This window comes from Cyclobacterium sp. 10D3-21 (assembly GCF_055809755.1).
Genome location: NZ_CM147924.1, coordinates 4,838,962 through 4,865,340 on the forward strand (window position 1 = coordinate 4,838,962; position 26,379 = coordinate 4,865,340).

The 26,379-nt window shown below is 37.9% G+C and carries 21 protein-coding genes; 11 read left to right on the forward strand and 10 right to left on the reverse strand.

Annotated features, from left to right (window positions below):
* Positions 1–743: 743 nt before the first annotated feature.
* The 3 genes from AC0L7T_RS18680 to AC0L7T_RS18690 all read right to left on the reverse strand — a co-directional run bounded on the left by AC0L7T_RS18680 (position 744) and on the right by AC0L7T_RS18690 (position 3,901).
* Positions 744–2,138, reverse strand: a complete 1,395-nt coding sequence (locus AC0L7T_RS18680; RefSeq protein ID WP_473337461.1) for an MATE family efflux transporter — start codon at positions 2,136–2,138, stop codon at positions 744–746.
* A 167-nt stretch (positions 2,139–2,305) separates the two neighbouring features.
* Positions 2,306–3,379 carry an agmatinase family protein gene (locus tag AC0L7T_RS18685; protein WP_473337463.1) on the reverse strand — a complete coding sequence of 358 codons (1,074 nt, stop codon included), beginning with the start codon at positions 3,377–3,379 and terminating at the stop codon, positions 2,306–2,308.
* Positions 3,380–3,424: 45 nt separating this feature from the next.
* Entirely contained in the window at positions 3,425–3,901 is a 477-nt protein-coding gene (locus AC0L7T_RS18690; RefSeq protein WP_473337464.1) for a SixA phosphatase family protein, read from the reverse strand.
* A gap of 169 nt (positions 3,902–4,070) precedes the next feature.
* On the opposite strand from AC0L7T_RS18690, the gene topA reads away from it, so the two are divergent.
* Together topA and AC0L7T_RS18700 are read left to right on the forward strand one after the other, a co-directional pair.
* Complete coding sequence (topA, locus tag AC0L7T_RS18695) at positions 4,071–6,419, forward strand: type I DNA topoisomerase (protein ID WP_473337465.1); 2,349 nt, start codon at positions 4,071–4,073, stop codon at positions 6,417–6,419.
* A 422-nt stretch (positions 6,420–6,841) separates the two neighbouring features.
* On the forward strand, positions 6,842–7,105 hold the full coding sequence (locus AC0L7T_RS18700; RefSeq protein WP_473337466.1) for a hypothetical protein: 264 nt from the start codon (positions 6,842–6,844) through the stop codon (positions 7,103–7,105).
* Positions 7,106–7,403: 298 nt separating this feature from the next.
* On the opposite strand, the gene AC0L7T_RS18705 is transcribed toward AC0L7T_RS18700, so the two are convergent.
* Positions 7,404–7,658 (reverse strand): DUF7218 family protein, encoded by a 255-nt coding sequence (locus AC0L7T_RS18705; RefSeq protein ID WP_473337467.1) that lies wholly within the window; start codon positions 7,656–7,658, stop codon positions 7,404–7,406.
* A 12-nt stretch (positions 7,659–7,670) separates the two neighbouring features.
* Entirely contained in the window at positions 7,671–7,889 is a 219-nt protein-coding gene (locus AC0L7T_RS18710) for a hypothetical protein (protein WP_473337468.1), read from the reverse strand.
* Between the two features lie 169 nt (positions 7,890–8,058).
* Here AC0L7T_RS18710 and AC0L7T_RS18715 point away from each other — a divergent pair, with 169 nt between their 5' ends.
* The 6 genes from AC0L7T_RS18715 (at position 8,059) to AC0L7T_RS18740 (ending at position 17,887) form a co-directional block, all read left to right on the forward strand.
* Positions 8,059–9,324: a Gfo/Idh/MocA family oxidoreductase gene (locus AC0L7T_RS18715; RefSeq protein ID WP_473337469.1), complete on the forward strand. Its 1,266-nt coding sequence runs from the start codon at positions 8,059–8,061 to the stop codon at positions 9,322–9,324.
* 28 nt (positions 9,325–9,352) lie between these two features.
* Positions 9,353–12,760 (forward strand): 3-keto-alpha-glucoside-1,2-lyase-like domain-containing protein, encoded by a 3,408-nt coding sequence (locus AC0L7T_RS18720; RefSeq protein ID WP_473337470.1) that lies wholly within the window; start codon positions 9,353–9,355, stop codon positions 12,758–12,760.
* 577 nt (positions 12,761–13,337) lie between these two features.
* A complete protein-coding gene (locus AC0L7T_RS18725) occupies positions 13,338–14,498 on the forward strand; it encodes a hypothetical protein (protein WP_473337471.1) in 1,161 nt (386 codons plus the stop codon).
* A gap of 5 nt (positions 14,499–14,503) precedes the next feature.
* The gene (locus tag AC0L7T_RS18730; RefSeq protein ID WP_473337472.1) at positions 14,504–16,483 is read left to right on the forward strand and encodes an OmpA family protein; all 1,980 of its coding nucleotides are present in this window, start codon (positions 14,504–14,506) and stop codon (positions 16,481–16,483) included.
* Between the two features lie 34 nt (positions 16,484–16,517).
* Complete coding sequence (locus tag AC0L7T_RS18735) at positions 16,518–17,216, forward strand: SIR2 family NAD-dependent protein deacylase (RefSeq protein WP_473337473.1); 699 nt, start codon at positions 16,518–16,520, stop codon at positions 17,214–17,216.
* Positions 17,217–17,263: 47 nt separating this feature from the next.
* Positions 17,264–17,887, forward strand: coding sequence for a hypothetical protein (locus tag AC0L7T_RS18740; protein ID WP_473337475.1), 624 nt, complete (start codon positions 17,264–17,266; stop codon positions 17,885–17,887).
* A 200-nt stretch (positions 17,888–18,087) separates the two neighbouring features.
* Here AC0L7T_RS18740 and AC0L7T_RS18745 read toward each other — a convergent pair whose 3' ends face one another.
* From AC0L7T_RS18745 to AC0L7T_RS18755, 3 genes are all read right to left on the reverse strand, one after another.
* A complete protein-coding gene (locus tag AC0L7T_RS18745; protein WP_473337476.1) occupies positions 18,088–18,885 on the reverse strand; it encodes a hypothetical protein in 798 nt (265 codons plus the stop codon).
* Positions 18,886–19,057: 172 nt separating this feature from the next.
* Entirely contained in the window at positions 19,058–20,077 is a 1,020-nt protein-coding gene (mgrA, locus tag AC0L7T_RS18750; protein WP_473337477.1) for an L-glyceraldehyde 3-phosphate reductase, read from the reverse strand.
* Positions 20,078–20,117: 40 nt separating this feature from the next.
* The gene (locus AC0L7T_RS18755; RefSeq protein WP_473337479.1) at positions 20,118–21,485 is read right to left on the reverse strand and encodes an exonuclease domain-containing protein; all 1,368 of its coding nucleotides are present in this window, start codon (positions 21,483–21,485) and stop codon (positions 20,118–20,120) included.
* Positions 21,486–21,656: 171 nt separating this feature from the next.
* On the opposite strand from AC0L7T_RS18755, the gene AC0L7T_RS18760 reads away from it, so the two are divergent.
* Positions 21,657–22,196 carry a DinB family protein gene (locus AC0L7T_RS18760; RefSeq protein WP_473337481.1) on the forward strand — a complete coding sequence of 180 codons (540 nt, stop codon included), beginning with the start codon at positions 21,657–21,659 and terminating at the stop codon, positions 22,194–22,196.
* Positions 22,197–22,199: 3 nt separating this feature from the next.
* Positions 22,200–22,775 (forward strand): sugar O-acetyltransferase, encoded by a 576-nt coding sequence (locus AC0L7T_RS18765; protein ID WP_473337483.1) that lies wholly within the window; start codon positions 22,200–22,202, stop codon positions 22,773–22,775.
* Here the strand turns inward: AC0L7T_RS18765 and AC0L7T_RS18770 are convergent.
* On the reverse strand, positions 22,772–24,454 hold the full coding sequence (locus tag AC0L7T_RS18770) for an AMP-binding protein (protein WP_473337485.1): 1,683 nt from the start codon (positions 24,452–24,454) through the stop codon (positions 22,772–22,774). The genes AC0L7T_RS18765 and AC0L7T_RS18770 overlap by 4 nt on opposite strands.
* 267 nt (positions 24,455–24,721) lie before the next feature.
* Here AC0L7T_RS18770 and AC0L7T_RS18775 point away from each other — a divergent pair, with 267 nt between their 5' ends.
* Positions 24,722–25,273: a DUF4230 domain-containing protein gene (locus AC0L7T_RS18775; protein WP_473337487.1), complete on the forward strand. Its 552-nt coding sequence runs from the start codon at positions 24,722–24,724 to the stop codon at positions 25,271–25,273.
* A gap of 175 nt (positions 25,274–25,448) precedes the next feature.
* Here AC0L7T_RS18775 and AC0L7T_RS18780 read toward each other — a convergent pair whose 3' ends face one another.
* On the reverse strand, positions 25,449–26,375 hold the full coding sequence (locus tag AC0L7T_RS18780; RefSeq protein WP_473337488.1) for a DUF4249 domain-containing protein: 927 nt from the start codon (positions 26,373–26,375) through the stop codon (positions 25,449–25,451).
* Positions 26,376–26,379: the final 4 nt, after the last annotated feature.

Below are 26,379 nucleotides of genomic sequence, written 5' to 3' on the forward strand. Positions count from 1 at the left end.
TCAGTTAATCCTCATCAATCTAATACAATTTATCTATTAAAAATTAAAAAATCTTTCGTTTGGTAAAATAAATGTTAGGCTGAAAAGGTTTTTTCATGTTTAAAATTCATTTTCTTTTAAAATGACTCTTTAAAAATTACCTATTCATACTATTTTGAATTGAATAAAAAATCAATAAATACCTTTAAATAAAAATTTTTATTGAATACCCCTAAAAATAGAATACCCTTTACTATTAGTTGAAATAGCACTCTTATGTTTAATTACTAATTTAAATAGTGCCCGTTTAAATAGATCGTTTTAACATCTTGATTAACCAAAAAAATACCCCTACATCTATATAATAAATTTATATATTTAGGACCTGAGATTCTCATTACAAACCTGAAAGTATAACCTGGGTTTTTGGAGGTAACTTAGTTTTTTCGCCTATCATCTAGCCAATAATCAAACGTTTTAAGGACTGAAAAAAATAATTGAAGAAGCTTAAAGATAGAAAGGCGATAGTCGAAAATTGGAAGTATGCTTTCGGCGTTTGCTACCTATCATGGATTCGGATCAGGAGAATATATCCTATTGGGTAACATTTTTTATACTTAATAAATACATTTGGAGACCTTATTGCAATGCCTGAATGGATAGCTTTGAATAAATTTATGCATACTATTTATTCTTATAAAAATCTATTTCACCTACCTGCCTGTAGATTTTTAATTTCAAAAAGGGTTGTCTTCTCCAAGCCATCAGGTCTTTACAAATTTCCATTTCCCTTTCCTGAAAAAATACAAGGCTACAAGGGCATGAAGAGAATGACACAAGGCAATGGTTATAAAAATGCCTGTTGTATCAAGTCCGTAAACTATTGCCAGGTAATAGGCCAAAGGAATTTCCAATAACCAGAAAATACTTATATTAATATAAGCAGGAGTTTTGGTGTCACCCGCACCATTGAAGGCTTGTACCATCACCATGCCTACTGCATAAAACACATAGCCTAGAACAGTCACCTTAAGCCCTGTGGCAGCTATAGCCCTCACTTCCTCTTCCTGAGAAAAAACCCCTGCGAGGAAGTCGGCGAAAAACAAATAAATAAGCGTTACTCCTGCCAAAAATATAAAGTTATACCTGGCAGTAAGGTAGGTAGCAATTTCGGCACGGAATGCCTTTCCAGCACCCAAATTTTGTCCTACAAGTGTCGCCGCAGCTGCCGATAAGCCCCAGGCTGGCATTAAACTAAAAAGCAAGATTCTAAAAGCAATGGTGTATCCAGCTACAGCTGCACTTCCAAATTCAGAAGCGATTCGGGTAAGCACTATCCAGGCAGCAGAGTCTACTAAAAACTGACCCATTCCCCCTATTGAGATATTGATGATTTTCTTGAGCGTTTCCCAGCGAACCAGAAGATTGTAGGATTTGATAACCAAGCGATGTTTTCCATTGAGCAGGTGATACATCTGATACATAACACCTATACTTCTACCTATTGTGGTTGCCCAGGCAGCACCAACCAAGCCAAGTCCTTCGATGGATCCAAGTCCAAATATCAGCAAGGGATCCAGAATAATATTCAGGCCGTTTGAAATCCACAATGCCCGCATTGCCAAATGGGCGGATCCTGCACCTCTAAAAATCCCATTGATCAAAAACAAAAGCATCACTGCGGTATTTCCAGCAAAAATAATCCTGGTGTAAGCCGTTCCTGTTTCCAATACAGTTGATTCTGCCCCCATCAATCGCAGAATATCTTCTGCATAAATAAACCCTGAAATACCCAGTGCCACAGACACCAATACGCCTACCAACAGCAATTGAAAAGCCAAGGTGCCTGCTTGTTTGTATTTTTTCTCTCCAAACCTTCTGGCCACCAAAGCAGTGCCAGCCATACTAATGCCTACTCCAAGGGAATAGATTATTGTTAGTACTGCTTCTGTAAGGCCTACAGTTGCCACAGCATGTTCACCAAGCCTGCCCACGAAAAAAATATCCACTACCGCAAAAAGTGACTCCATGATCATTTCCAGGATCATGGGAATCGCCAAAAGAAATATACCTGTCTTTATGGGGATTTTGGTAAAGTCCTGCTCACTACCACGAATGGCAAGTAAAAACAATTGATAAATAGAATTCAGCTTTTTCATGAGGAAAAACAATTGCCTAATAACCGAATTTTTATCGAATATTGTATTCCAAATTGGCAAAACCAATCAATTGATCCCAATTTCGATTTCTCAATAAAAAAACTATCCTCCTGAAATTAAGGCAGTTCGTTCCTGAATAAGCTGCAAATACTATATTGTAAACCTATTTAAGCCCATTGAAGTTTTCCTTGAGATAGCCCAACAAGGTTTGCAATCCTATATAAAATCCTGGCCCCAACGTTGGCATCCCATTCATCTGCCCCTTCTCCCGGCGCAACTTCTACCAAATCAAAACCTATAATATGTCTGCCTGACATTACCAAGGCTTTGATTAAATACATTAATTGCTGGTATTCCAGTCCTCCTGGAACTGGGGTTCCAGTATTAGGACATAATTCCGGCAGCAAACCATCAATATCTATGGTGAGGTATACTTTTTCTGGCAGATCTGCGATAATTCTATTACACAGTTCACTCCAGTTAACCCCTTGAAACATTTCTTTCTTGATCTGGTTGTCAGAAAACAATGAAACCCTGCTATCAGATTGAATGTACTCCCATTCCTGCTCACAAAAATCTCTAATCCCCACTTGAACCAATTTTTTAACCTGTGGAATTTTCATGAAATTATAGGCAATTGAGGCATGGGAGTACTCAAACCCCTCATAGGCGGAACGCAAATCTGCATGCGCATCTATATGAAGGATACCAAAAGCACTGTGCTGATCTGCCATTGCCCTGATCAATCCTAATGGTGTGCTGTGGTCTCCTCCAAGCAAGCCAACAATTTTACCTTTCTCCAAATGTATTTTTGACTGCTTATAAACCCAGTCTATCATTCCCTCACAGGCAGTATTGATGCCAGCTGGATATTTTTCATATTTCGTTCTCTCTTCTTCAGGCTCACCAGCCTCTAGCCACTTTATATAGGAGGCTGCAAGCGTTCTTTGGTACTCATTTTCTGATTTCAATTTTTCATCTTGAGCCAGCATGGTTATCCCCATCTTCCAGGCGTCTGGAATGTCTTCCTGAAAAAGATCAACCTGAACAGATGCCTGAAGAATGGCATCTGGCCCATTTGACGTACCGGCACTATAGGAAACCGTTACTTCCCAAGGTACCGGTATAATTACCATCTCTGCCTGTTCACCAGAAAATGGCAGGCCAAAAAGCTGACCTTTTACCCCTATCCCATTTGGGTCAAAATTCAAAATAACTGTAGATTTATCTTGGTTTGACATGCCATTTTATATTTGTGGATTCAAAAATAAAAATAAAGGATTATATTATTGAAGAATTTCTTTGAGTACCCCACTGTTTTTTGAAATATGTTGCCATTCTTCTATATAAAAAACAATTCTCACCATCATTCCCGGTGAAAACAGTAAAAGATTTTCGCCAGTAAGATAAGCAGCTAAATGACTCACACCAGGATTATGTCCCACCATCATTACATGATTATCATTTTGTGCAAACCTACTGAATACATGGAATAATCCATCCCAGTCAGCCTGATAGATCTCATTGACTAGGGAGGATTTCTCTATAGCTATTTGTGAAGCCAAAATATCGGCAGTTTGCCTACATCGATTGGCGGGACTATAGACTTGGTGATTACAAATCTGCCCATTGATTTTCAACAAGTTAGACAATCTATTTAATTGCTCTATTCCGGGCGCTGTAAGGTTCCTCTCAAGATCTTTTTTCTCAAAACTTGGTGCCTCTGTAAGGCCATGCCGAACCAATAATAATTCCTTAGCCATTTGCTTCTTTTTAACTTCAAAATGAAAAATAAATATGTGTAATTTTTATCGGCAATAAAAATTGCTTTGAATGATTATTTGGAAGAGAATAATATGACATCTATTTTTAGGACTTGAATTGTGGAATTTTACCAGATCCCATTTATTTTTATCTATAAAGAAACCTACCATGCCAAAGAATTTAGTTATAGTCGAGTCTCCTGCAAAGGCCAAGACAATAGAGGGATACCTGGGGAAAGACTTTAAGGTCACTTCCAGCTACGGGCATGTTCGAGATCTCCCCAAGGGTGAAAATGCCATTGATGTAAAGAATAAGTTCAAACCCACTTATGAAGTTACTCCTGATAAAAAGGAAGTAATCAAAGAATTAAAAAAATTGGTAAAGGGTGCAGAAACTGTATACCTAGCGAGTGATGATGACCGTGAAGGAGAGGCAATTTCATGGCACTTAAAAGAGGTTCTTAATTTAAAGGATGAAAATACCAAAAGAATCGTTTTTAGGGAAATTACTAAATCTGCAATAACGAGAGCATTAGAATCTCCCAGAACTATAGATTATGATCTGGTAAATGCACAGCAAGCGAGAAGAATCCTGGACAGGTTGGTAGGATTTGAGCTCTCTCCTGTTTTATGGAAAAAAATAAAAGCGGGTCTTTCCGCAGGAAGGGTTCAGTCAGTAGCTGTTCGTTTTATTGTGGATAGAGAAAGGGAGATTGATAAGTTTAATCCTACCGTATCCTTTAAGATAACGGCCCTTTTTGATGTTGAAGGAAAAACACTTCAGGCTGAATTGCCTAAAAAGTTTGAAACCAAAGAGGAGGCAGAGGAATTTTTAAAGAAATGTCTTGAGGCAGAATTTTCCATCAAATCCCTGGAAACCAAACCAGCAAAGAAAAGTCCTGCCCCCCCTTTTACTACTTCCACATTGCAACAAGAAGCAAGTAGGAAACTGTATTTCTCTGTGGCACAAACAATGAATATTGCCCAGAAGCTATATGAATCGGGTAAGATTACCTACATGAGGACAGACAGTCTTAATTTGTCTGAGGATGCTTTAAAGGATGCTGAAAATGAAATAAAATCAGCCTATGGGAATGAGTATCATAATAAAAGAAAATTCAAATCTAAATCAGAAGGTGCCCAAGAAGCTCACGAAGCAATCAGACCAACCTCCTTTTCAGAGTCAAGTGCTGGAAAGGATAGAAATGAGCAACGCTTATATGAATTGATTTGGAAAAGAGCAATTGCTTCCCAAATGGCAGATGCTCAATTGGAAAAAACAAATGTTTCCATTGCCATTTCAAATGCCGATCAAACATTAAGTGCAAGTGGTGAAGTCATCAAATTTCAGGGATTCTTAAAAGTTTACCTCGAAAGTACAGATGAGGACGAAGAAGAAGAGACAACAGCAAAAGGACTATTGCCTCCATTGACAGTAGGGCAGCTTTTGCAGCTGATAGAGATGAAAGGTCGCCAATCTTATACCCGACCATCTGCAAGATATACCGAAGCATCCTTAGTAAAAAAACTTGAGGAGATGGGTATAGGAAGACCATCTACTTACGCTCCTACTATTTCAACGATACAAAAAAGAAACTATGTAATTAAGGAGTCCAGGGATGGGACGCAAAGGAAATTCATTGAAATGATCATCCAAAATGGGGTTTTTACTGAAACAGAAAAAACGGAAACCACAGGGACAGAAAAAAACAAGCTCTTCCCAACCAATATTGCAATGGTGGTGAATGATTTTCTTGTTGAGCATTTCCCGAATGTGATTGATTTTTCCTTTACCGCCAAAGTGGAAAAGGAATTTGACCAAATCGCTCAAGGCTTACAACCTTGGGAAGAAATGATTCAGAATTTCTATGGCAATTTTCATACTAAGGTAGAACTAACCGAAAACATCAAAAGAACGGATGTTAATACCAGCAAGGAATTGGGTAAGGATCCCAAAACAGGCAAAGTAATAATTGCCAGACTGGGTAAATTTGGACCTCTGGTCCAAATAGGAGATGCTGAAGATGAAGAAAAACAATTTGCCAGCTTACTTAAAGGGCAGTTTATTGAGAGTATTACATTGGAGGATGCGCTGGAATTGTTTAAGCTTCCAAGAGATGTAGGCATGTTTGAAGACAAGAAAATAGTTGCCGCTATAGGTCGGTTTGGTCCTTATATCAGGCACGATAGCAAGTTTGTTTCTTTAGGAAAAGAATACGACCCTTTGACTGTCACTGAAGATGTAGCCATACAGTTGATAAAGGACAAGCGGGAAGCAGATGCCAAAAAGCACATCAAATCATTTGATGAAAACCCTGAAATTCAAGTACTTAATGGAAGATGGGGTCCATTTATTAAGATGGGGAAAAGCAATTTTAAAATCCCTAAAGAAAAAGAAGCGGAATCCTTGACTTACGAAGAAGTCATGAAGATCATTGAAACCCAGGGAGACACTAAAAAAGCCAAACCAAAAAAGGCTCCGGCAAAGAAAGCTCCAGCAAAAAAGAAAACAAAATAATAAGCTTAAGGGAGACAGATTTAGATCTGTCTCCCTTTTTTTACCGTTGTATTGGAACTGCTCCAGTTTATTTTTTTCTATTAATTTTTCTTCGCCTTTTCCCTATCCAGGTATTAATTACAATTGGCCTATTATTTGATGCTTATTACAAAACATAGCCTGCTAAATGCGGTATTAGGTTTGTTTGATGTTCCTTTAAAGATAGCTATCTAAATTAACTCAAAATACGAAATTATTTTCTGCGTAGTTGAATCCAACTTTATCCTTTTGTGGAATAATCATAGAATTAAGTTTTTCTTGAGACAAATGTAAATTATCACAATTGATAAGTCTCCAAACCGCAACAAATTGACTGTTTTGAAAGTAATTCCCCTCCGCAACAGAAAGCCTGTTGCTTGTTAAAATTTAAAATAAAATGTACAATGGAAAATAAAATCTCATTATTTAAAAAGTACAGTAGCTCAAAAATGAGGATGGTTCCTCTCATGCTAACGCTAGGTTTATTTTTAATATTCCCAAATAGCCTAATGGCTCAAATTCAGGAAGGTCTCCCCAAACCTACTGATCAGATAGACCTCTCTGACACCAGTGATTTGGTGATTTTCATTATCCTACCAATTTTGGTACTTATTCTATACCTATTCTGGAGAAAATCAATGAAAAAAAGAAAAAATAAGGAGAATTAATAACAGGGCAATTTAAAACTGCTTATAATCTTTTGAGGTAGAATAGATTTGTTCCACAAGGAAAAAAATTGCAATCCATAAAGATAATTCTTAGAGATTATCTTAAAAATAGAAAAGTGATAGTTATTCAGTTATCTCTGATAATAAGGACACTGAATAGCTATCACATTTTTTTGTTAACTCTAAATATGGGTCTATCGATCTGAAAAGGGGAACTAGCTCCCAACTTTAAATCTAAACCAATACAAAAATATTTACTTTGGTTTCTTAGGGTATTTAGAAAAATAAGGAAATCATTTTAATGGTTTCTTAGCTTGTCTATTAACCCCTCTTTCTTCAGCTTACTTACCCCCTCTAAGCCGATTTCCTTAGCCTTATTGTACAGCTCTTCCCGAGTCCATTCTTCATAAGGAGAAGCTTTTCCTCCCTTTTTACCAGTTTCTCTATCTGGGGCATTAGCGATTCTAGCAGATTTCTCTTTACTGTATCCTTTGTCCCTAAGGGCCTCATACTGGGCCTCATTTTTTATATTTTTGAGTTTACCTTTTGGCATGATTGTATCGTTTTAAGCGTTATCCCTTCTGTATTTTTCACTTTCGATAGTCACTTCTTTATCAGCATTTTTCGCACGCATTAATTCATCTTTGGCCTTTGCTTCAGTTTTTTCTTGCCCTTTTTCTAAAATCCTTTTGCCAGCTTTTCCATCTTCAGCCTCTTTCTGAGCTTTTTTGAAGCTATTGTTCTGGAAATTATCATGTTTATTGTTTTGATTATTCTTTTCCATGTTAATTAATTTTGTTTAATTATAGGTTAATTATAACCAAAACCATTCCAATTTGACTTTGATACCAATTTTCACAGTAAAATATCACCCTAAGTCCCTTTTTATTTGTTTATCCTTTCACAAGGAAATATATTCACGGATCAATAGTTCAGAAAAATTTTAATTAAATATGAGCAGTAACTTAAAAAATTCCAGAAGAACCTTCCTTAAAGGTAGTCTTTTGGCGCTAGGAGGTATAAGCATTGTACCCCGACACGTTTTGGGTAAAGGACATCTGGCACCCAGCGACCACTTAACAAAAGGTATAATTGGCGTAGGTGGTATGGGAAGAGGCCATTTCAATTATGCAGGCACTAAAACTGTAGCCATTTGTGATGTAGACACCCGTCATATTGGTATCGCTCAAGAAACTTTAGGTAAAAACGTTAAAACTTTTGCTGATTATAGAGATCTTATCCAGCTTCCTGAGGTAGACATTGTGCACATTGCTACGCCCCCTCACTGGCATGGTATTATGGCTGCTGATGCTGCAAGAGAAGGCAAGGACATTTGGTGCGAGAAACCAATGACAAGAACTATTGGTGAAGGAAAAAAAGTCATGGAAGCGGTAAAGCAACATGGCAATATTTTTAGATTAAATACTTGGTTCCGCTTTGACAGTAGTTTTTACGGTATGAATACCGAGGTCAAAAACATCAAAAAATTGGTGGATTCTGGTATGCTTGGTTGGCCTCTCAAAGTAACGGTAGGTAAGTTGACTGGGTTTAATTGGAAATTTTACTGGGTTGGGAAAACTGGTTTGGATGAAATGCCTATTCCTAAAGAACTTGATTATGATCGTTGGTTGGGTCCAGCACCCTATAAACCTTATAATGAACACAGAACACATGGTACCTTCAGAGGTTATTGGGATTATGATGGTGGGGGATTAGGTGATATGGGACAACACTACCTGGATCCAGTTCAATATTTCCTTGGAAAAGACAATACCAGTCCAGTCAAAGTAGAAGTAGATGCTCCACAGCAACACCCTGAAGCTGTAGGTACCTGGAGAAAGATCACCTATACCTATGAGGATGGCTGTCAAATAGTACTGGATGGTGAAGGTACGACTGAAGCGCCTTATATAGAGGGGCCAAATGGTAAACTTTACAGAGGTTTTAAATCTGATATTCCTAATATGGAAAGGAAATTGGCACAATTCCCGGATCCTGCACCTCAAGTCACTGACTTTGTAGATGCTGTCAAAAATAGAGAAAAATTTGCCCTTAATGAGCAAAATGGTTTTCGTTCATGCACCTTGGTAAACATGGGATTGGTTGCCTTGAGGCTTAATAGGGATTTAAATTTTGATCCTGTAAAATTAGAATTCATAAATGATGAAGGAGCCAACAGACTCGTAAATCAGCCCATGAGAGCACCTTATACCATTTGATCTAAAACATAAAAGGAATACCAGTATTATGGAAAAATATTTTATAAAAAGAGTGGCTATCCTACTTTGCCTTTTTATGGGGCAGGTGTTTTTAAGCCAGGCACAAAATCAACTCGATGCGGGAAGAACTACTGCCACTAAAATTGCTGATTTGCTCAACCGGTTTCCAGCCGAAAATGCAAGCAAGTTAGAGACTGCGATGAAGGAGATGGAAGACCTTGGGGCAAATGGCATTACAGAAATGGCCCTTATGCAGCAGCCGGGTGTCAACAATGAGAACATCGAGTATGCTTTGGCCGGATTTGCATTTTATGCAAGTAAGGATGGCAGAGAGGAACTAGCCGATATGGCGGTAGAAGCTTACTGCGATGCCATAGGAAAATTAAGTGACCCAGAAGCACAAAATTTTCTATTGAAACAAATAAAATGGATTGCCAATGACGCAAATGTGGAAAGTCTCAGACCCTATTTGACCAACGAAAGACTTTCTGGAACAGCTTCCAGGGTAATGGCAAATATTGGCTCTTCCAGCGCTCAAGCAGCATTGATGGCCGCTTTAGAGACGGCTAATAACGATGAGCAAAAGGCCAATTTTATTGAAGCTTTAGGTGATATCGGTTCAACAGGACCTTCCGAAATGATTGCGCCTTATGTTAATTCAAGCAATCCTTCGCTGAAAAAGGTAGCCATTTATGCGCTTGCAAGCATAGCTGATCCATCAAGTGCGGGGATATTGTTTGCCTCAGCTGAGAATGCTGCATTTACTTTCGAACCCAGCAATGCCTCTGCTCAGTACCTGAGATATATTGACAATACAGGTGCCAGAGGAAATTATAAGTTAGCCTTGAAACTGGCGAAAAAACTTGATAAAAGCACCAATGTAACACAACATTACCACACCAAAGCCGGTGCATTGGAATTATTGGTGAAATTCGATCCTGAAAAAGCCAATAAACGATTAAATAAAGCTGCTCAATCTACTGAATACAGATACAGAGGTGCGGCTTTAAGTGACCTTACAGACGATCAACTTATTCAAGGATTGGATGATTGGAAAAAAACATTGAGCAAAGGTTCTGAAGAAACTGTGGTAGCCATTCTTCAACGAATGGGTAAAGTAAAAAATGATGCGGTAGCCCAAACCATTTTGCCTTACCTGGGTAGTACCAATGAAAAAATTCGTCAAACAGCCGTTTCTGCTATTGTAACATCAGGAGATAATTTAGCCTTGACACAAATCCTTGATCTTTTGGCAGTAGTAGACGATGAAGATAAAAAACAATTGGTAACTGCCTTGCAAACCATGAAAGGAGACAATGTCACTTCTGAAATAGCAAAACGAATAGCAAATGCATCAGATGATAACAAAATAGCATTGTTAGGCCTATTGGCTTCAAGAGCTGCAGAGGACCAAATTGATGTGGTTTTTTCTGCTGCTTCCAGCAATAGCCCTGAGGTTAAAACAGCAGCGCTAACCTCTCTTTCGTCAATGGCTACGCCCAATGATTTGTCGAAATTGGTAAACCTATTGAATAGCGAAAGCAATATTGATGACCTGGGTAAAATTCAGGAAGCCATTATTGTTGCAAATGCCCAAAAGGGAAATATTGCTTCAGAAACCAAATGGGCGATGGACCTGTTGCCTAAGCTAGCATTGGACAAACAAATGTACTTATACAAAGTGATGGCCAAAATTGGTGGAGAATCAGCTTTGAACAAGCTGCAGGACATTTATGAAACCGGAAATGTAAAACAAAAACAAGCTGTAGTTAGTGCTTTGAACCAATCAGAAGATCCTGCAGCTACTGGCCCTTTATTGCATATCGCCAGGAATGCAAGTACGGATAAGTTGATGGACGAAGCATTGGCTGGATATATTCGATTGGTACCTGCAACCGAAGGAGCTAACGCTCAGAAAGTATTGATGCTGAGAGATGCGTTGGATTTGGCCAAAAGTCAGGAGAATATTCAGGCGATACTGAACGGGCTTGGAAACTACCCTACCTTCCAGGCATTACTTGTTGCTGGAAAATACCAGGAAATACCAACTTATCAGCAAGCTGCAGCAAGAGCAGTGATGAACATAGTACAAAACAATGATGCCCTTTTTGGTAATAAAGTCAAGACTATCGTTGAACGCACAATTGAAGTAATCAGTGGGCAGGACAGCCAGTATTACAAAACATCCCTTGAGAAATTTCTTGATGAGATGCCTAAAACTGCAGGTTTTTACAGCCTGTTTAACGAAGAAAATCTAGAAGGTTGGAAAGGTGTATTCAGCAATCCAATAAAGAGAGCTGAAATGACCGAAAGGACTTTCAAACGTGAACAAGAAAAAGCCAATGAAACCATGAAGACTGGCTGGATAGCAGAGGATGGTTTACTTGTTTTCACTGGTAAAGGTCAGAACATTGCTGCAGAAAAAGACTTCGGGGATTTTGAAATGTTTGTGGATTGGAAGATCACTGCTGATGGAGATGCAGGTATCTATTTGAGAGGAACACCACAAGTTCAAATCTGGGATATTGCAAGAACTAATGTAGGAGCAGAAGTAGGATCAGGAGGATTGTACAATAACAAAGAAAATCCTAGCAAGCCCTTAAAAGTTGCAGATAACCCAGTAGGAGAATGGAATACTTTTCATATTATTATGCAGGGTGAGAAGGTTACTGTTTATTTAAATGGTGAATTGGTAGTAGACGATGTAGCGCTAGAAAATTACTGGGACAGAGAATTACCCATATTCCCAACTGGACAAATCGAGCTTCAGGCACATGGCACCTATGTTGCATATAGAGATATTTATATTCGTGAGCTGGTAGGAGCACCTAAATTTGAGCTTAGCGATCAGGAGAAAAAAGATGGCTTTAAAGTTTTATTTGATGGAACAGACCTTGACGAATGGACTGGAAATAAAACAGACTATGTTGTTGAGAATGGTGTTTTGGCCATTTATCCAGGAAAAGGGGGTAGTGGAAACTTGATGACAAAAGAAGAGTTTGGAGATTTTATATTTAGGTTTGAGTTTAAATTAACTCCTGGAGCCAACAATGGCCTGGGTATCAGAGCTCCTTTAGAAGGGGATGCTGCTTACGCGGGTATGGAGCTTCAAATATTGGATGATACTGCCGAAATATACAGCAAACTAGCGCCTTATCAATATCATGGATCTTTGTATGGTACAAGTGCTGCCAAAAAGGGGCACCTAAATCCTGTAGGCGAGTGGAACTATGAAGAGGTTATAGTAAAAGGTGATCGAATCCAGGTTATTTTAAACGGTACCAAAACCCTTGATGTGAATATTTCAGATGCCCGTGAAAATGGCACTTTAGACAAAAGAGAGCATCCTGGACTTTCCAATGAAAAAGGTCATATAGGATTCCTTGGTCATGGAGACATTTTATTCTTCAAAAACATACGAGTAAAAACCCTCTAAAATTGCATTTGTAAAGGGGATTTAGGCTAATAAAGTCAACTAAATATTAGTGGTTTTATTAAAATGTCCTTCAAAAGCACCTTTGAGTAATACCAATACAATTAATATAGGGAGAGGCAATATATTTGTCTCTCCCTTTTTTTTGCGTCTCTGAAACAAGCAATTTCACACAGGCTGATTCCGCTTCAAAATAACCCACTTCATTACTTATTCCTACTCTATCTAGTGATTTGAAGCTTCTTCTTTGGGACATTCCATATGGCCTATTTCCCTACCTCTCTCCCCTTTTAATAAAAATAATTATCCATTTTTTCCATCTCCAGTGAGGTGAGGAATTCCAGTATTGGGATAATAATAAGGTGCGCAGATGCTTTAAAAGAGCAAACGCAAAAATAATGGTGTATTGTAATCCTTAATTTAAACAATGCTTTTACACAATTACCAACCAATTAAAATCTAAGTCAAAATCTGGCATGATTATAGATTAATTTATTATATCCAAAATTTAAAAACATTATTGTATTAAAATAAAAATTTTAAAATATTTATCTACATTGATCCATTCCAATCTAAGAATATGATGAAAAATTTAATATTCCTATGTTTAGTTTTGACTTTACCCATGGAGGTTATTGGTCAAATAAAGTCAGTAAGTTTCTCCCCTGAAAAAAACCAGATCAATTCAGGCCTTCCCCTGCCTTCAGAAGAAAGGTTCCTAATAGATGGCATTCTTCCTACAGGTATAAGACGAGTAGAGGTGAAAATTTTTAAAACCGATAAGAAAATAAATAGAGCTGAAACGTATACATGGAAGGCCGCTTACCTAACAAATCCTTCCGAATTTGAGATCTATGTTGCCTATCCACTAAGGAGTAGTGAAAGCTACACATTAAAATTCTTCTATTACAATACTACAGACACCTCGGAGATGGCTGCTGTAAAGGATGCCATTCACACCAACCTGGAAACTTATCTCAACTCAAACTTTGAAGTTACCAAAAAAGAGGTGAAAGCTTTGGTCTCCCAAAAGGCCATGATCATGCAATTAAATGAAATTGTAAACCAAGGCCTTAGCAATTACTCCCACCAGTTGGATCAAGATTTTATAGGTTTTAGTGATGTAGTAAAACAAAAAATCGAACAAATTCATGGTGTAAAACTAAAAAATGCCAAATTTAATTTATTAAAGAAAAGCACTACCACTGAAGGTACCGACAATGCCTACTATGCCAATCAATTGATCGATCAACTTGTGGCACTTACAAAAGCAGAGACGAATCAATACTTGCGTTCAAATTTGCTAATGCTTGTGGATATACGTGAGATTGACAATTATCCTACAGAGAAAAAGCCTCATTATTTACCCATTAATATAGGTTATGCCGGAACGTACTTTGGAGGAGGATTCAATGATTTAGATTATGGATCCTCAGTATTCGCAGGGATTTCTTTGCCATTAGGGAATAAAAATTTCACGAAAATATTAGGGAATGCTTCAATTTCAACTGGCGTGTTCTTCTCAAACATGACCGATGGAAACCAAACCGAGATTAGTGGTCCGCTTATCGGAAGACCATCCTATATAGGCTTAGGTTACAGTATTTTCAGAATATTACGTTTTAATGCCGGAGCGGTATTAACCTCTTCTACTGTCAATTCTAATTTTGAGGATGTAACCCTGTATCCATTTGTTGGCTTTAGTGCTGAATTCAATATTTGGTTGGGTCTTAAACCATAAAAGCTATGTTTAGAACCATCATTTTACTCCTGGGGTTATTGATAGGTCAGACAAGCGACCTATCAGCGCAATTGAACCCATATAAGCTCCGCATCGGAGCTGGGGTAGGTTTCTCTAATTATTACGGTGACCTAAGTAATTACCGCCATGAAAAATTTCTGGACTGGAATTCATTAAGTAAAGCCTATTCCTATAATGTCAATTATAACCAGAATCCTTCTCTGTCCTTATCTATCGAACAGAGGATCAATGCCAGTTGGGGGCTTCTTCTTAGCGGTGGACAATACACCTTATCGATGAGTGACAGGTTTCTGGACAAAGATGATGTCTTACAAATTGATGCACCAAATTTTAACAGAGCATTAAATTTCAAAACCCAGGTTAGGGATTTGGGTTTAGGTTTTGTTTTCAGAACCGACAATGGGAAAATACTCTTGGAAAATTCATTGTTAGCTCCTTACTTTACTGTAAATGGTGGATGGTTACAATACAAACCGAAAGGAGACCTTTTGGATATGGAGGGAAACCAATATGATTATTCACAAAGTCAATTGGTAACCGATGGGAAATTTGAAACTGACCTGGGTAAATTGCAAGCTTCCAGTAACAATGGCTATGATGAAAATGCTTTTTATTTGGCAGCAGGTATTGGCCTGAGGCTGAGGCTATCAAAACAAATTGAGTTGTATTTTCAATCTGATGTAAAAAGAACGAATACAGACTATCTTGATGATGTAGCTGGATCTACAAGAACCAGCTACATAAATGAATTTCAAGAATATGCTGCCTATCCAGGCGTTTCCTTAAGCCCAGGTGAGAGGACGTTCAGAGGTGATGCGCAAAACAACAAGGATTGGTTCTTCAATCATCATTTTGGGCTAAAAGTAAGTTTTCTCCCTTCAAAAACTGCCTTCAGAGCCAACACAATAAGCCCGTCTTCGGCAATTATAAGGACAATCAATGAAATAAAGATTGAATATATAGAAACGGATTCTTCAAAAAATACAGCTACATCAGCGGTAATTAAAAACAACAATGGCTTCAATAAGGAAAAGGCCTTTACACCTGAGGGAGAGGCAATGCCTATTAAAAGCAATGCTCAGGAAATCCCCGCACAATTAGATTCAAAAACTAATTCTGACAGTACGCTTACTTTTTCGGCACTTAATTTACGAAATAAGGATACGGAAGTAGGGAAAGATTCTGTGATGGTTTGGCAATATCCTTTTAGAAGAACTGAACAGGAAATAATATACCCTCAAGAAAAAGAGACCGTTTACAGCCGGTACTACGAAAGCAATCTGAGGGAACAAAATGATCCTCAAATAAATGGCCAGTACGTAGTAGGTTCAACTGAAGGCCAAAGTTCCAATTCTAACATTCCTTATCCACTACCCTATTATAGCCAATCTTCTACAGTTAATCGCCCTACTAATGCTATCGTACCAATTGGCATTGACTCCATGATGATAGCTGACACTACCGCATTGGTGCCATTGGACAGTGTAGAAATGAATGCTAACGCCGGCTTTAAGGCGGTTCCAGGACAAGGTGTGGGCGGCCAAAAGTACAAGTTTGAACAACCAGCAAATACAACTCGAATAGCAATTCCACCATTGTCAAATGCCACTGAAAGCAAGGCTACATTAATAGAAAATGGACTTTATGCCGAAATTTACTTTGAATCAAATCAGAGTACCTTGTCAGAAAATGAAGCAAAAAAGTTAGCTCCTTTGGTTAAGATGATAAACCAAACCCCCAAAGCAAAAATTTTGGTGAAAGGTTTTGCTGACAATACTGGCAGTACCTCCTATAATTTAACATTGATAGAAAAACGAGCATCTGTAGTAGAGAATAGCTTATTGAACCAGTATGGTGTAGATAAGGACAAGATAGAACGTCAACCAGGTGCCTTATTGATTCGAGGAATAAAAAAAGGTTCAAGGCCTGAAGACCGGAAGGTGGAGGTTCAGGTATTTTATTGAAAATTATTTAATTTTAATCAACAGAATATTTAAAATGAAGCATCTCGTAATTCTAACCGGTGCTGGTATTTCAGCAGAGAGTGGTTTAAAAACCTTCCGAGATGACAATGGACTTTGGGAAGGGCATGATGTGATGGAGGTTGCTTCCCTAAAAGGCTGGGAAAAAGACAGAGAGAAAGTACTAAATTTTTACAATTTACGAAGGAAAGCTTGCCTCAATGCCAAACCTAACGAGGCCCACCTTAAACTTGCAGGATTAGAAGATACTTACAAAGTATCCATCATCACGCAGAACGTCGATAACTTGCATGAAGCGGCAGGTTCTTCCTCAGTGCTACACCTACATGGAGAATTGTTTAAAGCCCAAAGCACTATTGATCAAAACCTGATTTATCCAATGGATGGTTGGGAATTAAAACTAGGCGACAAATGTGAAAAAGGCAGTCAACTTCGTCCTTATATTGTTTGGTTTGGTGAACCTGTCCCAAAAATGGTCCAGGCTATATCAACAGTGGAAAATGCAGATGTTTTAATAATCATAGGTACTTCCATGCTTGTCTATCCAGCTGCCGGGCTGATAGACTTTGCAGCAAAGGAAATTCCGAAAATCATCATTGATCCAAAAATTCCGTCTTTGAACAATCAAGAATCTATTTTCACTATTGAAGAAAAAGCCAGTACGGGAGTGAAAAAGTTGGAAAAACTTTTGAAAAGTTGGGATTTAGAGAACTAATAAATATATATTTTATAGTTTTGCCTTTCACTTTTAAAACCGATCAATTGGACACGGAATACAGTAGTACCACAAGGGTAGAAACTAGCAGATTAATTGTCAAAAGCATTGTCAAATTAACCTTAGCAGGTTTCTTAATTGGCTTATTTCATTCCTATGATTTCTGGGTAGGCCTTTTGCTTGCAATTTACCTTATTTATTCACTTGTAAAAAGATGGAAGCTAAAAGCTGAGGACAATATGGTATTCCTTACCGGCACCCTATTGGGTGGTGTTTTGGGAGTCTGTTGTGAATTATGGGGAATCTATTTTGGCTATTGGGAATACCATGACCTGTCCTTTGATAGGTCTTTCCCATATTGGCTACCATTTGCTTGGGCATTGGCTTTTACTTATATCTACCAGCTTGAAAAAGATTTGTTTTCCTCCTTTAATATCAGTAAAACATCGTCCAAAATTTTATTGTCAATTGTTGTGGCAATGATTTTCCCTACCTATGGAGAGATAATTACCATTAATTTAGGTGTTTGGACTTATCATTGGCCTTTACAATTTTTTGGTGTGCCATTATTGGCCATTATTTTACTTGTGGTGTTTCACACCGGTGTTAATTTTTTGATGGTAATGATTTGCAAACATTTCGGTTGGAAAAATGCCGTTTTTAACCCTTAATCCCGAATCCTAAGACATGGATAATAGGTAACATAATGACTAACTTGAGAGATTTTGTCTCATTATTGCAGAAAAAAGCACCAATACTGCGAAATAATCTAATGCGTAATAACTAAGCCACGGGCATCACCCGTGGCTTAGTTATTACGCCCTTTTAAGGCTGGTGAGATGGTTACTAAAACCCCTAATCTGTCTTAAAATTATCGAACAACTGACTGTAGGGTAGCCAAATAGACCCATTTTTGATCTCTGGATTTCAAACCTTCAACCATGGCTTCCTGCTCCTTATCGGTCATTTCCATGTCCTCATATTCCATAGAATTAAAAAATTGTATGTAATCCCTGTATATATTCATGGTTAAATGAGTAGATTTTGCTTCACTTCCTGTAGGAAGTGCAGTTCTCAAAAAACGCCAATCCTCCATTAAGTCATTGTTAATTTTCTTCTGATGGATGGGAAGGAAAATTTCCTCCTCTGCATTTTCATATTCTTGAAATTTACCTTCTACCGCTTTCATAAGGTCAAAAGTCGCCAATATCCCTGGCTTGTATTCAAAATCATCCTCTGTTTTTGCCACTTCTAACATATAACTTCTAACTGCTAAATCACGCATTTCTAATGAGGAGGCAATTTTATTTTTTGCTTCTTCTGCACTCATTTCTGGAAAAGCCTGCACCGCGCTATTGATCAGATGATTCATGTTGTTCCCATCCATCATTGATATAGGATCATCATAGTAGGTGACCGTCACATATTGGAAATTTTCCCCTTCCAATTCAGAACCTGATTGAAGAGACCAAAAATCCCAGCCTTTAATGTGTCCATCATCCTTCTCTTGCTGGTAAACCTTGGCTAAGAATTCTTTGTATTCTAAATAATCCAAAACTTTATTAGGTTCTACTTTAATAAATTCAAGGACCAAAAATTGTTCACTCTGTCCATAAACATTGACTACTGCCATTACGGATAGTAACCAAATAATTAGCTGCTTTTTCATACCTTTTTGTTTTTGGGTTCTAAGCCAATATACAAATTTTAAAATGAAAATAATACCGATTATAAGTAATTTTCACCTTTAGAAAAATAAATATTGGAAAACAAAAAAGCCCTAAGTGCAAAACCAAACACTTAGGGCAAATTTTACCAATTTACGGTACGGCAAAACTTTTCTAGTCGTTTAAAATAGCTTCTATCTTCAATAATTCCTCCTTTGAAAAGCTTAATTGATTCAAACTGTTCACATTGTCCTGAAGTTGAGAAGCTTTACTAACGCCAACCAAAACTGAAGTGATTACCGGACTTTTTAATAGCCAGGCAATGGCCATTTGCGCAAGACTTTGTCCCCTCTCTTCTGCAAGCATATTTAACTTTTTAACCTTAGACAAGACCTCTGGGGTTATATTACTTGATTTCAGATACCTGCCATCTTTTACTGCCCTTGAATCTTCAGGGAATCCGTTAAGGTATTTATTGGTTAAGACACCTTGCTCCAATGGAGAAAATGCAATTGCTCCTATACCTGATTTTTCCAATTCATCCAGCAAATCTTTTTCCGCCCATCTATCCATCATATTATACCTTGGCTGATGAATCAAACAGGGAGTACCCAGTTCTTTTAGTATTTTAGAAGCTTTGGCAGCGTCCTCAGCACTGTATTGAGAGATTCCTACATAGAGGGCCTTACCTTGGCGAACGATCAGATCCAATGCTCCCATGGTCTCCTCCAGTGGTGTATCCGGATCAGGTCGATGGTGATAAAAAATATCTACATAATCCAGCCCCATTTTTTTTAAACTTTGATCCAGACTTGCCACCAGGTATTTCTTAGAGCCAAAGTTCCCATAAGGACCTGGCCACATGTCCCATCCTGCTTTGGAGGAAATCAATAGTTCGTCCCTATAGGCTAAAAAGTCTTTTTTAAGAATTCTGCCGAAATTCTCTTCCGCAGCTCCATACGGAGGACCATAGTTATTTGCCAGATCGAAATGCGTAATGCCTAAATCAAAGGCCGTTCTTAATATTTCCCTACCAATTTTAAAATCATCACTATGACCGAAATTGTGCCAAAGGCCTAAAGAAATAGCAGGCAAATCCAGACCGCTTTTGCCACACCTTCGGTATTTCATGTTTTCATACCTTGAAGAATCCGGCACATAGGTCTGTAAAGGTTCTTTATCGTTAATAGTCATATTATTTTTGTTTTATAGAAATTTAAAGTGTCTAAGAATTTCAACTATTTGCTAAATAAATGATGTTATTTTCTGGTATTTTGTCCCAAAAGGCTTTTAATAGGTAACGGGTTTCTACCACTCTTTTGACAGGCTTTAGCGCAGATATTACTTCCTCGGATGATTGGTAGGAACTGCTCAAATCTAAAAAACCATAGGCGGATAGAAAACCGTCTTCAAAGAACAAGGCGACTTCTTCTTCAGGGTTTCTTCCCTTGTCTTTCACAAGGAACCTTTCCCCTTCCATCTTTACAGCAGTAAAAACTTCACCCGCCCTTTCATTGTAATCTTCGGAAGTTTCCTTTCCACAGCAGGCACCTTTGCACTCACCTAACTGAAAATCATAACAGGCCCCATTCTTTTTTTGAATTCCATTAAGTTTCGGACAAAGGTGAAATTCTTTGTTCTTATCTACAAGAAACTTCCAGGCAGTAGCATGGCTGGTAAAAGTCGCCAATGGTTGGATTCCAGGAACAATTTTGTTGATTTGAAATCGGGTATAGTCCTCCCTATCTGAATAAGAAAAAATGCCCCAGGACATCGCCTTCACTTTAAGAGAACGGTTGTATTTTGGCCACAACCTTTTGATCTCCAAAGCCTCTAATAACAATGCCAACAATTCGCTTCCTGTTACCTCATAACTTACATCACAAATCTCTGTTTTAAGGTTCATTTTGGCTTTTCCAGTAAAGTGGCCATTGAACCGGCTTTGAATATTGAGCGCCTTACCCACATAGATCACCTTTCCATTTGAATCATGAAAATAATACACCCCTGTAGATTGAGGGATTTCATTAAACTGTTCTTTGCTAATATTTGGAGGAAGCGTCAATGCCTTGTGCTTACCTTTAATCGCTTGCTCAATATGCCCCTCCTGGTCCGCCTCCAGAAGTTGGCCAAACAATATAGCGGTGGCCCAGGCATCCCCCATGGCACGGTGACGATCATTTACGGTAATTCCTCGGGATTCACATAGCCTACCTAAACTATAACTCCTAAGTCCTGGGAAAAGCTTTCTACTTAACCTAACGGTACACAACCGTTTTGGCTTGTATTCTTTCCCTACCCTTTCAAACGCCTGTTTGACAAAACTATAATCAAAGCCTACATTATGGGCAACAAATATTTTTCCCTCCAATAAACCAAAAAGCTCCTCCGATATTTGCCCAAAGCTAGGTGCCCCCTCAAGCATCTGAGAATCTATTCCTGTCAAGCCAGTTATAAAACCAGGAACCGGAATTCCAGGATCCAATAGCTTTTCATATTGACCAGTAATTTTTTCTCCATCATGGAAAACTACTGCGATTTCTATAATGCTATTGTTAGCAGTAAAGCCTCCAGTAGTTTCAATATCTACAATTGCATACATAAATAGGTCATAAATAAAAACAATACTAAGCAGAAAGAAAATTGATTCATTTAATTTCTGCTTGAATAAAAGTTGTCAAATGTGTAATATTAAATATTAAACTGAAGAATCCACCAAACAATTTCCTTCAGGTCATCTTTTAATTCAACCACTTCTTAAAACACCGCAATAATGAAAGAAAAAGCAGATGCCTGGCAAATGGAGTTAACCAAAATAACCTGGGAATTTGAAAAGCTTTTGGAGGAATATGACCTTACCACTTTGAACCTAAAACCAGGACCAGGAAAATGGAGTCCAATGGAAATTGTTCACCATATAATTACAGTAAACGCATCCTATTTTCCCATTTTTGACCAAATTATTGATCAAAAATTTAAGTCTCCAATTTTAGGAAAACTTCCTTTTTATGGTAAAATGATGGGAGAACAGATCCTCTCTGCCATGAATAAAGATACAAAAATAAAAACTTTTAGTTCCTGGGAGCCACTTGAAAAAACCCATAACAATGACCTTAGGTCTGAATTTCGCAATAAGCAAGACCAATTGTCAAATTATATTTTAAAGCTGGAGTCTTATCTGGGTCAAAACCTTATGATTTATTCTCCAGCCAATAAATGGATTGTATATCCATTGGACACAGCTATAGCAATCATTTTGAGTCATGAAAAAAGGCATCTGAATCAAATCAAGAATCAACTAAACCTGGATTAAACCATGAAATCTGAAAAAGAAAAAATGCTTGATGGTGAATTGTACCTGGCATCAGACGAAACCCTAAGCAAGGACAGGTTTCAAACCAGACAATTACTCAATGACTTAAACCAAAACTTCCCTGGTGACAGCTCTCATAAGGTTAAAATTGCTAAAAAGCTTTTTAAGCATGTAGGCAAAGATTTTGGGTTAGAGCCTCCATTTTTTTGTGATTATGGTTACAATATCAGTGTGGGAGATCAGGTTTTTTTTAATTTCAATTGTGTACTCTTAGACATAAATTCAATTACAATAGGTAACCGAAGCATGTTTGGGCCAGGGGTAAACATTTATGCAGCCACCCATCCAATCGACGCCAAGACTAGAGGAAGCTTGCTTGAATTCGGTAAGCCCGTCACTATAGGTGATGATGTATGGGTGGGAGGAGGAGCGATTATATGCCCTGGAGTCACTATTGGAGACAGGAGCATCATTGCTGCCGGCGCAGTAGTTACTCGTGATGTACCATCAGATGTGATCGTCGGTGGAAACCCTGCCAAAATCATAAAGAACATAGACCAGGGAAAGAAGATGGCTTAATTCGCCATCTTCTTTAAGTGATTTTCTTTGATTACTCTCCTGAGGATTTTTCCTACGTTAGATTTTGGAAGTTCATCCACAAAATAAATTTCTTTAGGCACTTTATAACTCGTTAAGGTTTCTCTGGAAAAGGCGATCAATTCTTCAGCTGTGAGCGACTTGTCAGTGGCAATTACGTAGGCAATTACCCTTTCAGTAGACTTCTCGTCTGGAATACCAATTACCCCTGCTTCATCAACCTTATCATGTGCTGTCAATGCATCTTCTACCTCATTTGGGTAGACATTAAACCCCGAAACCAGGATCATTTCTTTTTTCCGGTCTACAATTTTAAAGAACCCATCTTCATCCCTAACCGCAATGTCTCCAGTTTTAAACCATTCACCAATAAAACTATCGGCGGTTTCTTCTGGTCTTTGCCAATAGCCTGGCATCACCTGAGGCCCTTTAACGCATAACTCACCTCTTTCACCTAAGGGCAAATCATTCCCTTCATCATCAATTATTTTAACATCGGTATTTGGCAGGGGAATACCAATCGTACCAAGCCTTTCAGTACCATCTATTGGGTTACAGGTAACCACAGGAGAAGTTTCCGTAAGTCCATAACCTTCAGAAATAGGGACTTCAGTCACTTCCTTCCATCGTTTGGCGACGAAAGATTGAAGTGCCATTCCACCAGCAACTGCAATTTTCAGGGAGCTGAAGTCAATCGCCCTAAAAGCTTCCTGATTCAATAAGCCATTAAAAAGCGTGTTGACTCCTGTGAAAACACTAAAAGGATGCTTTTTAAGCGTTTTACAGAAAGTTGGCATATCCCGGGGGTTGGTTATCAATACATTGTGTGCACCAATTTTCATCATTGCCAGGCAATTGACCGTTAAAGCAAAAATATGATACAGGGGAAGGGCAGTAATGACTGTTTCCTCCTTCTCAATAAGCTTAGGCTTCATCCAAGCGGAAATCTGCTGCATATTGGCGACTATATTCCCATGACTTAGCATAGCACCTTTGGACACACCGGTAGTTCCTCCTGTATATTGTAGGAAAGCCAAGTCCTCATGGGTTAAATGCTGTCTTTCAAAAGGTTTATTCTCACCGGCTGCCATTGCCTTTTTAAAGCTCCATGCCTCGGGAATATTGTAAGCGGGAACCATCTTTTTGATGTATTTGACTACCAAATTGACAATGCCTCCTTTTAATCCGCCCAGTGAATCTCCAATTTGAGTAACCACAATATGCTTAAGGCCAATTTTATTTTTAATTTTTTCAAGATTATGGGCAAAATTAGCAACGATAACCACTGCTTTGACACCTGCGTCTGAAAATTGATGCTCCATTTCCGAAGAGGTATACAAGGGATTTGTATTTACCACTATCAACCCTGCCCTTAGTGCGCCAAACATGACAATAGGGTATTGTAGTAAATTGGGCATTTGTATGCCTATTCTATCCCCTTTTTTTAAATTAAGCTCGTGTTGTAAAAAAGAGGCAAAGGTAGCAGCTAACTTGTCTAATTCATTAAAGGTGATGGTTTTATCCATACATTCATAGGCGATCGCATCTCCAAATTTTGCTATGCTTTCTTCAAAAAGATCTACTGCACTACTGTATTGATCCGGGTCTATTTGCTTAGGAACAGCTTCCGGATAAAATTGAAACCATGGAAAATCCATCATAATTGTTAATTTGAGTGTATTGTTTTGGGCTTTTGTACTAATATATTCAATGTATTTCTTTTATTAAAAGGTTTTTCTCATTAAAATTTTTTTCTCAAATAAACTAAGCCCCTTCTGCTTTCAATTAATAATTTATAGGAAGGCAATCTATTTCTCCTTTCTTTTGTTAGATTACTATGGTCATCAAGGTTATAATCCAAATTTATGTTTAGGTTTTTGGCAGGAATCATTACAGCAATCGCTGTAATTTGGTCGTTTCAATATTTCATGGGAAAAAATAACCAGGAAGCAGAAATACAACTCAATTCGGCCCTTTTAGAACAACAAATCAAGCAGGTAGGCAAGCTCATTGTCACTGAAGGACAGTTTTCTCAGGTGTTGAGTTATAAAAACACCAAAAAAAATTACTTCGACATCTTTTCTGCCAACAAAAAAGCACTGGTCATCGTAAATGCGAAAGTAACGATCGCATATGACCTTAGGCAAATCAAAACGGAAGTAGACCAGGAAGCCAAACAAGTGCGCATTTTATTCCTTCCCGAACCCGAAATCAGCATTTATCCTGACCTTCAATACTATGATGTCAGTCAGGATTATTTCAATAAGTTTGATGCCGCTGATTATAACAAAATCAAAGGCAGTGTAGATAAAATGATCCAGAAAAAAATCGACCAGTCTGACCTTAAAGAAGATGCCAAAGAAAGGCTGATCAATGAGCTTTCCAAGATCTATATTCTAACCAATTCTTTGGGCTGGAGTTTGCAATACCAAGAGACTACAATCGCTTCTCCATCTGATTTGGATAATTTAAAGTTTTAGGTGAAACTAATTGTGAAATTGAAGGAAAGTTTTGCCTAAGCGTTTGTAGCCACGGAACAATCAATAAATCCATACCTGAATCTGGTATAGAAATGGTAAAATCAAAGACGGCAATAATTATCTGATTTCGAAGCGATTTTCTTTGGTAATAGGCAATAGCAATTCTATTGCTGATTTAATTTTGACCGAAATCAGCATCCATTCTTTTAGTAAATACACTACCCGCCATTAGAATCCCAATACCATTCTCAATATTTGAAAAAACCTGTACCGGTTGCGCAAAAGGATCGCCATCATTCCATTCTTGTAAACCAAAGGTAGACCCGTAATCATAATAACTCGGTGATATTGCTTTCAACACAAAATAAATATCCCCTCCGTTGTCCCCTTCAAAATTATTCCCATTGATAAAAAAGTCTATTTTCGCTTCTGCACCATCAAATAAATTGTCATCTATGAGAATTTCTCCATTAACGTTATAGTCGTTTTCATAAGTAGGATTTTTAGGTTCCAAATAAATTGGATAATTATCCTCATAGTAGAATTCATTTCCGTATTGATCGGTGTAAGAATTTAACCGATAATAATAGGCTGAAATTTCATAGTAATTTTCCCCAACAGGATCATCAAATATAAGGGTAATATCATCGCTGGTTGACCAGGAATCTCTTTGTACCTGACCGTTGTAAATGAATTCTTTAATAGGAACTTTAATAGGAACTTTCTCCGATGCTGTGATCTTATCATAGCCTTCCAACAGTACTTCTAGGGTGTATTCTTTGCCTTCTTCAATAAGGTATTCAGAATTGGCGTAGTCACCACTTTCTTCATTATAATCAAGGTACCAGGTTTCATTTCCTTGCATTAGTTTCACATCTGCCTCGCTAATAGGTTCAAATTCCCAATTATTATCAAGAATATGCTTGGTAAAAGTTAGCCGTACTTTAGGATTGGTATCGTGAATAAAGGTGGAATTTAGGGTTACTAGCGGCTTTTCAAAAGGAATTTCAATGTCTACTGAAGTTTCGCAAGCGCTAATAAAAATGGCACCAATGATAATAATCAACAAACTATACTTTCGAGATCTAATTAATATTTCCATGTGC

What these genes read in the sequence shown, in the direction of transcription:
- AC0L7T_RS18680 (WP_473337461.1), bottom strand. Translation starts at nt 2,138, where the DNA reads ATGAAAAAGCTGAATTCTATTTATCAATTGTTTTTACTTGCCATTCGT.
- AC0L7T_RS18685 (WP_473337463.1), bottom strand. Translation starts at nt 3,379, where the DNA reads ATGTCAAACCAAGATAAATCTACAGTTATTTTGAATTTTGACCCAAAT.
- AC0L7T_RS18690 (WP_473337464.1), bottom strand. Translation starts at nt 3,901, where the DNA reads ATGGCTAAGGAATTATTATTGGTTCGGCATGGCCTTACAGAGGCACCA.
- topA (WP_473337465.1), top strand. Translation starts at nt 4,071, where the DNA reads ATGCCAAAGAATTTAGTTATAGTCGAGTCTCCTGCAAAGGCCAAGACA.
- AC0L7T_RS18700 (WP_473337466.1), top strand. Translation starts at nt 6,842, where the DNA reads ATGGAAAATAAAATCTCATTATTTAAAAAGTACAGTAGCTCAAAAATG.
- AC0L7T_RS18705 (WP_473337467.1), bottom strand. Translation starts at nt 7,658, where the DNA reads ATGCCAAAAGGTAAACTCAAAAATATAAAAAATGAGGCCCAGTATGAG.
- AC0L7T_RS18710 (WP_473337468.1), bottom strand. Translation starts at nt 7,889, where the DNA reads ATGGAAAAGAATAATCAAAACAATAAACATGATAATTTCCAGAACAAT.
- AC0L7T_RS18715 (WP_473337469.1), top strand. Translation starts at nt 8,059, where the DNA reads ATGAGCAGTAACTTAAAAAATTCCAGAAGAACCTTCCTTAAAGGTAGT.
- AC0L7T_RS18720 (WP_473337470.1), top strand. Translation starts at nt 9,353, where the DNA reads ATGGAAAAATATTTTATAAAAAGAGTGGCTATCCTACTTTGCCTTTTT.
- AC0L7T_RS18725 (WP_473337471.1), top strand. Translation starts at nt 13,338, where the DNA reads ATGATGAAAAATTTAATATTCCTATGTTTAGTTTTGACTTTACCCATG.
- AC0L7T_RS18730 (WP_473337472.1), top strand. Translation starts at nt 14,504, where the DNA reads ATGTTTAGAACCATCATTTTACTCCTGGGGTTATTGATAGGTCAGACA.
- AC0L7T_RS18735 (WP_473337473.1), top strand. Translation starts at nt 16,518, where the DNA reads ATGAAGCATCTCGTAATTCTAACCGGTGCTGGTATTTCAGCAGAGAGT.
- AC0L7T_RS18745 (WP_473337476.1), bottom strand. Translation starts at nt 18,885, where the DNA reads ATGAAAAAGCAGCTAATTATTTGGTTACTATCCGTAATGGCAGTAGTC.
- mgrA (WP_473337477.1), bottom strand. Translation starts at nt 20,077, where the DNA reads ATGACTATTAACGATAAAGAACCTTTACAGACCTATGTGCCGGATTCT.
- AC0L7T_RS18755 (WP_473337479.1), bottom strand. Translation starts at nt 21,485, where the DNA reads ATGTATGCAATTGTAGATATTGAAACTACTGGAGGCTTTACTGCTAAC.
- AC0L7T_RS18760 (WP_473337481.1), top strand. Translation starts at nt 21,657, where the DNA reads ATGAAAGAAAAAGCAGATGCCTGGCAAATGGAGTTAACCAAAATAACC.
- AC0L7T_RS18765 (WP_473337483.1), top strand. Translation starts at nt 22,200, where the DNA reads ATGAAATCTGAAAAAGAAAAAATGCTTGATGGTGAATTGTACCTGGCA.
- AC0L7T_RS18770 (WP_473337485.1), bottom strand. Translation starts at nt 24,454, where the DNA reads ATGATGGATTTTCCATGGTTTCAATTTTATCCGGAAGCTGTTCCTAAG.
- AC0L7T_RS18775 (WP_473337487.1), top strand. Translation starts at nt 24,722, where the DNA reads ATGGGAAAAAATAACCAGGAAGCAGAAATACAACTCAATTCGGCCCTT.
- AC0L7T_RS18780 (WP_473337488.1), bottom strand. Translation starts at nt 26,375, where the DNA reads ATGGAAATATTAATTAGATCTCGAAAGTATAGTTTGTTGATTATTATC.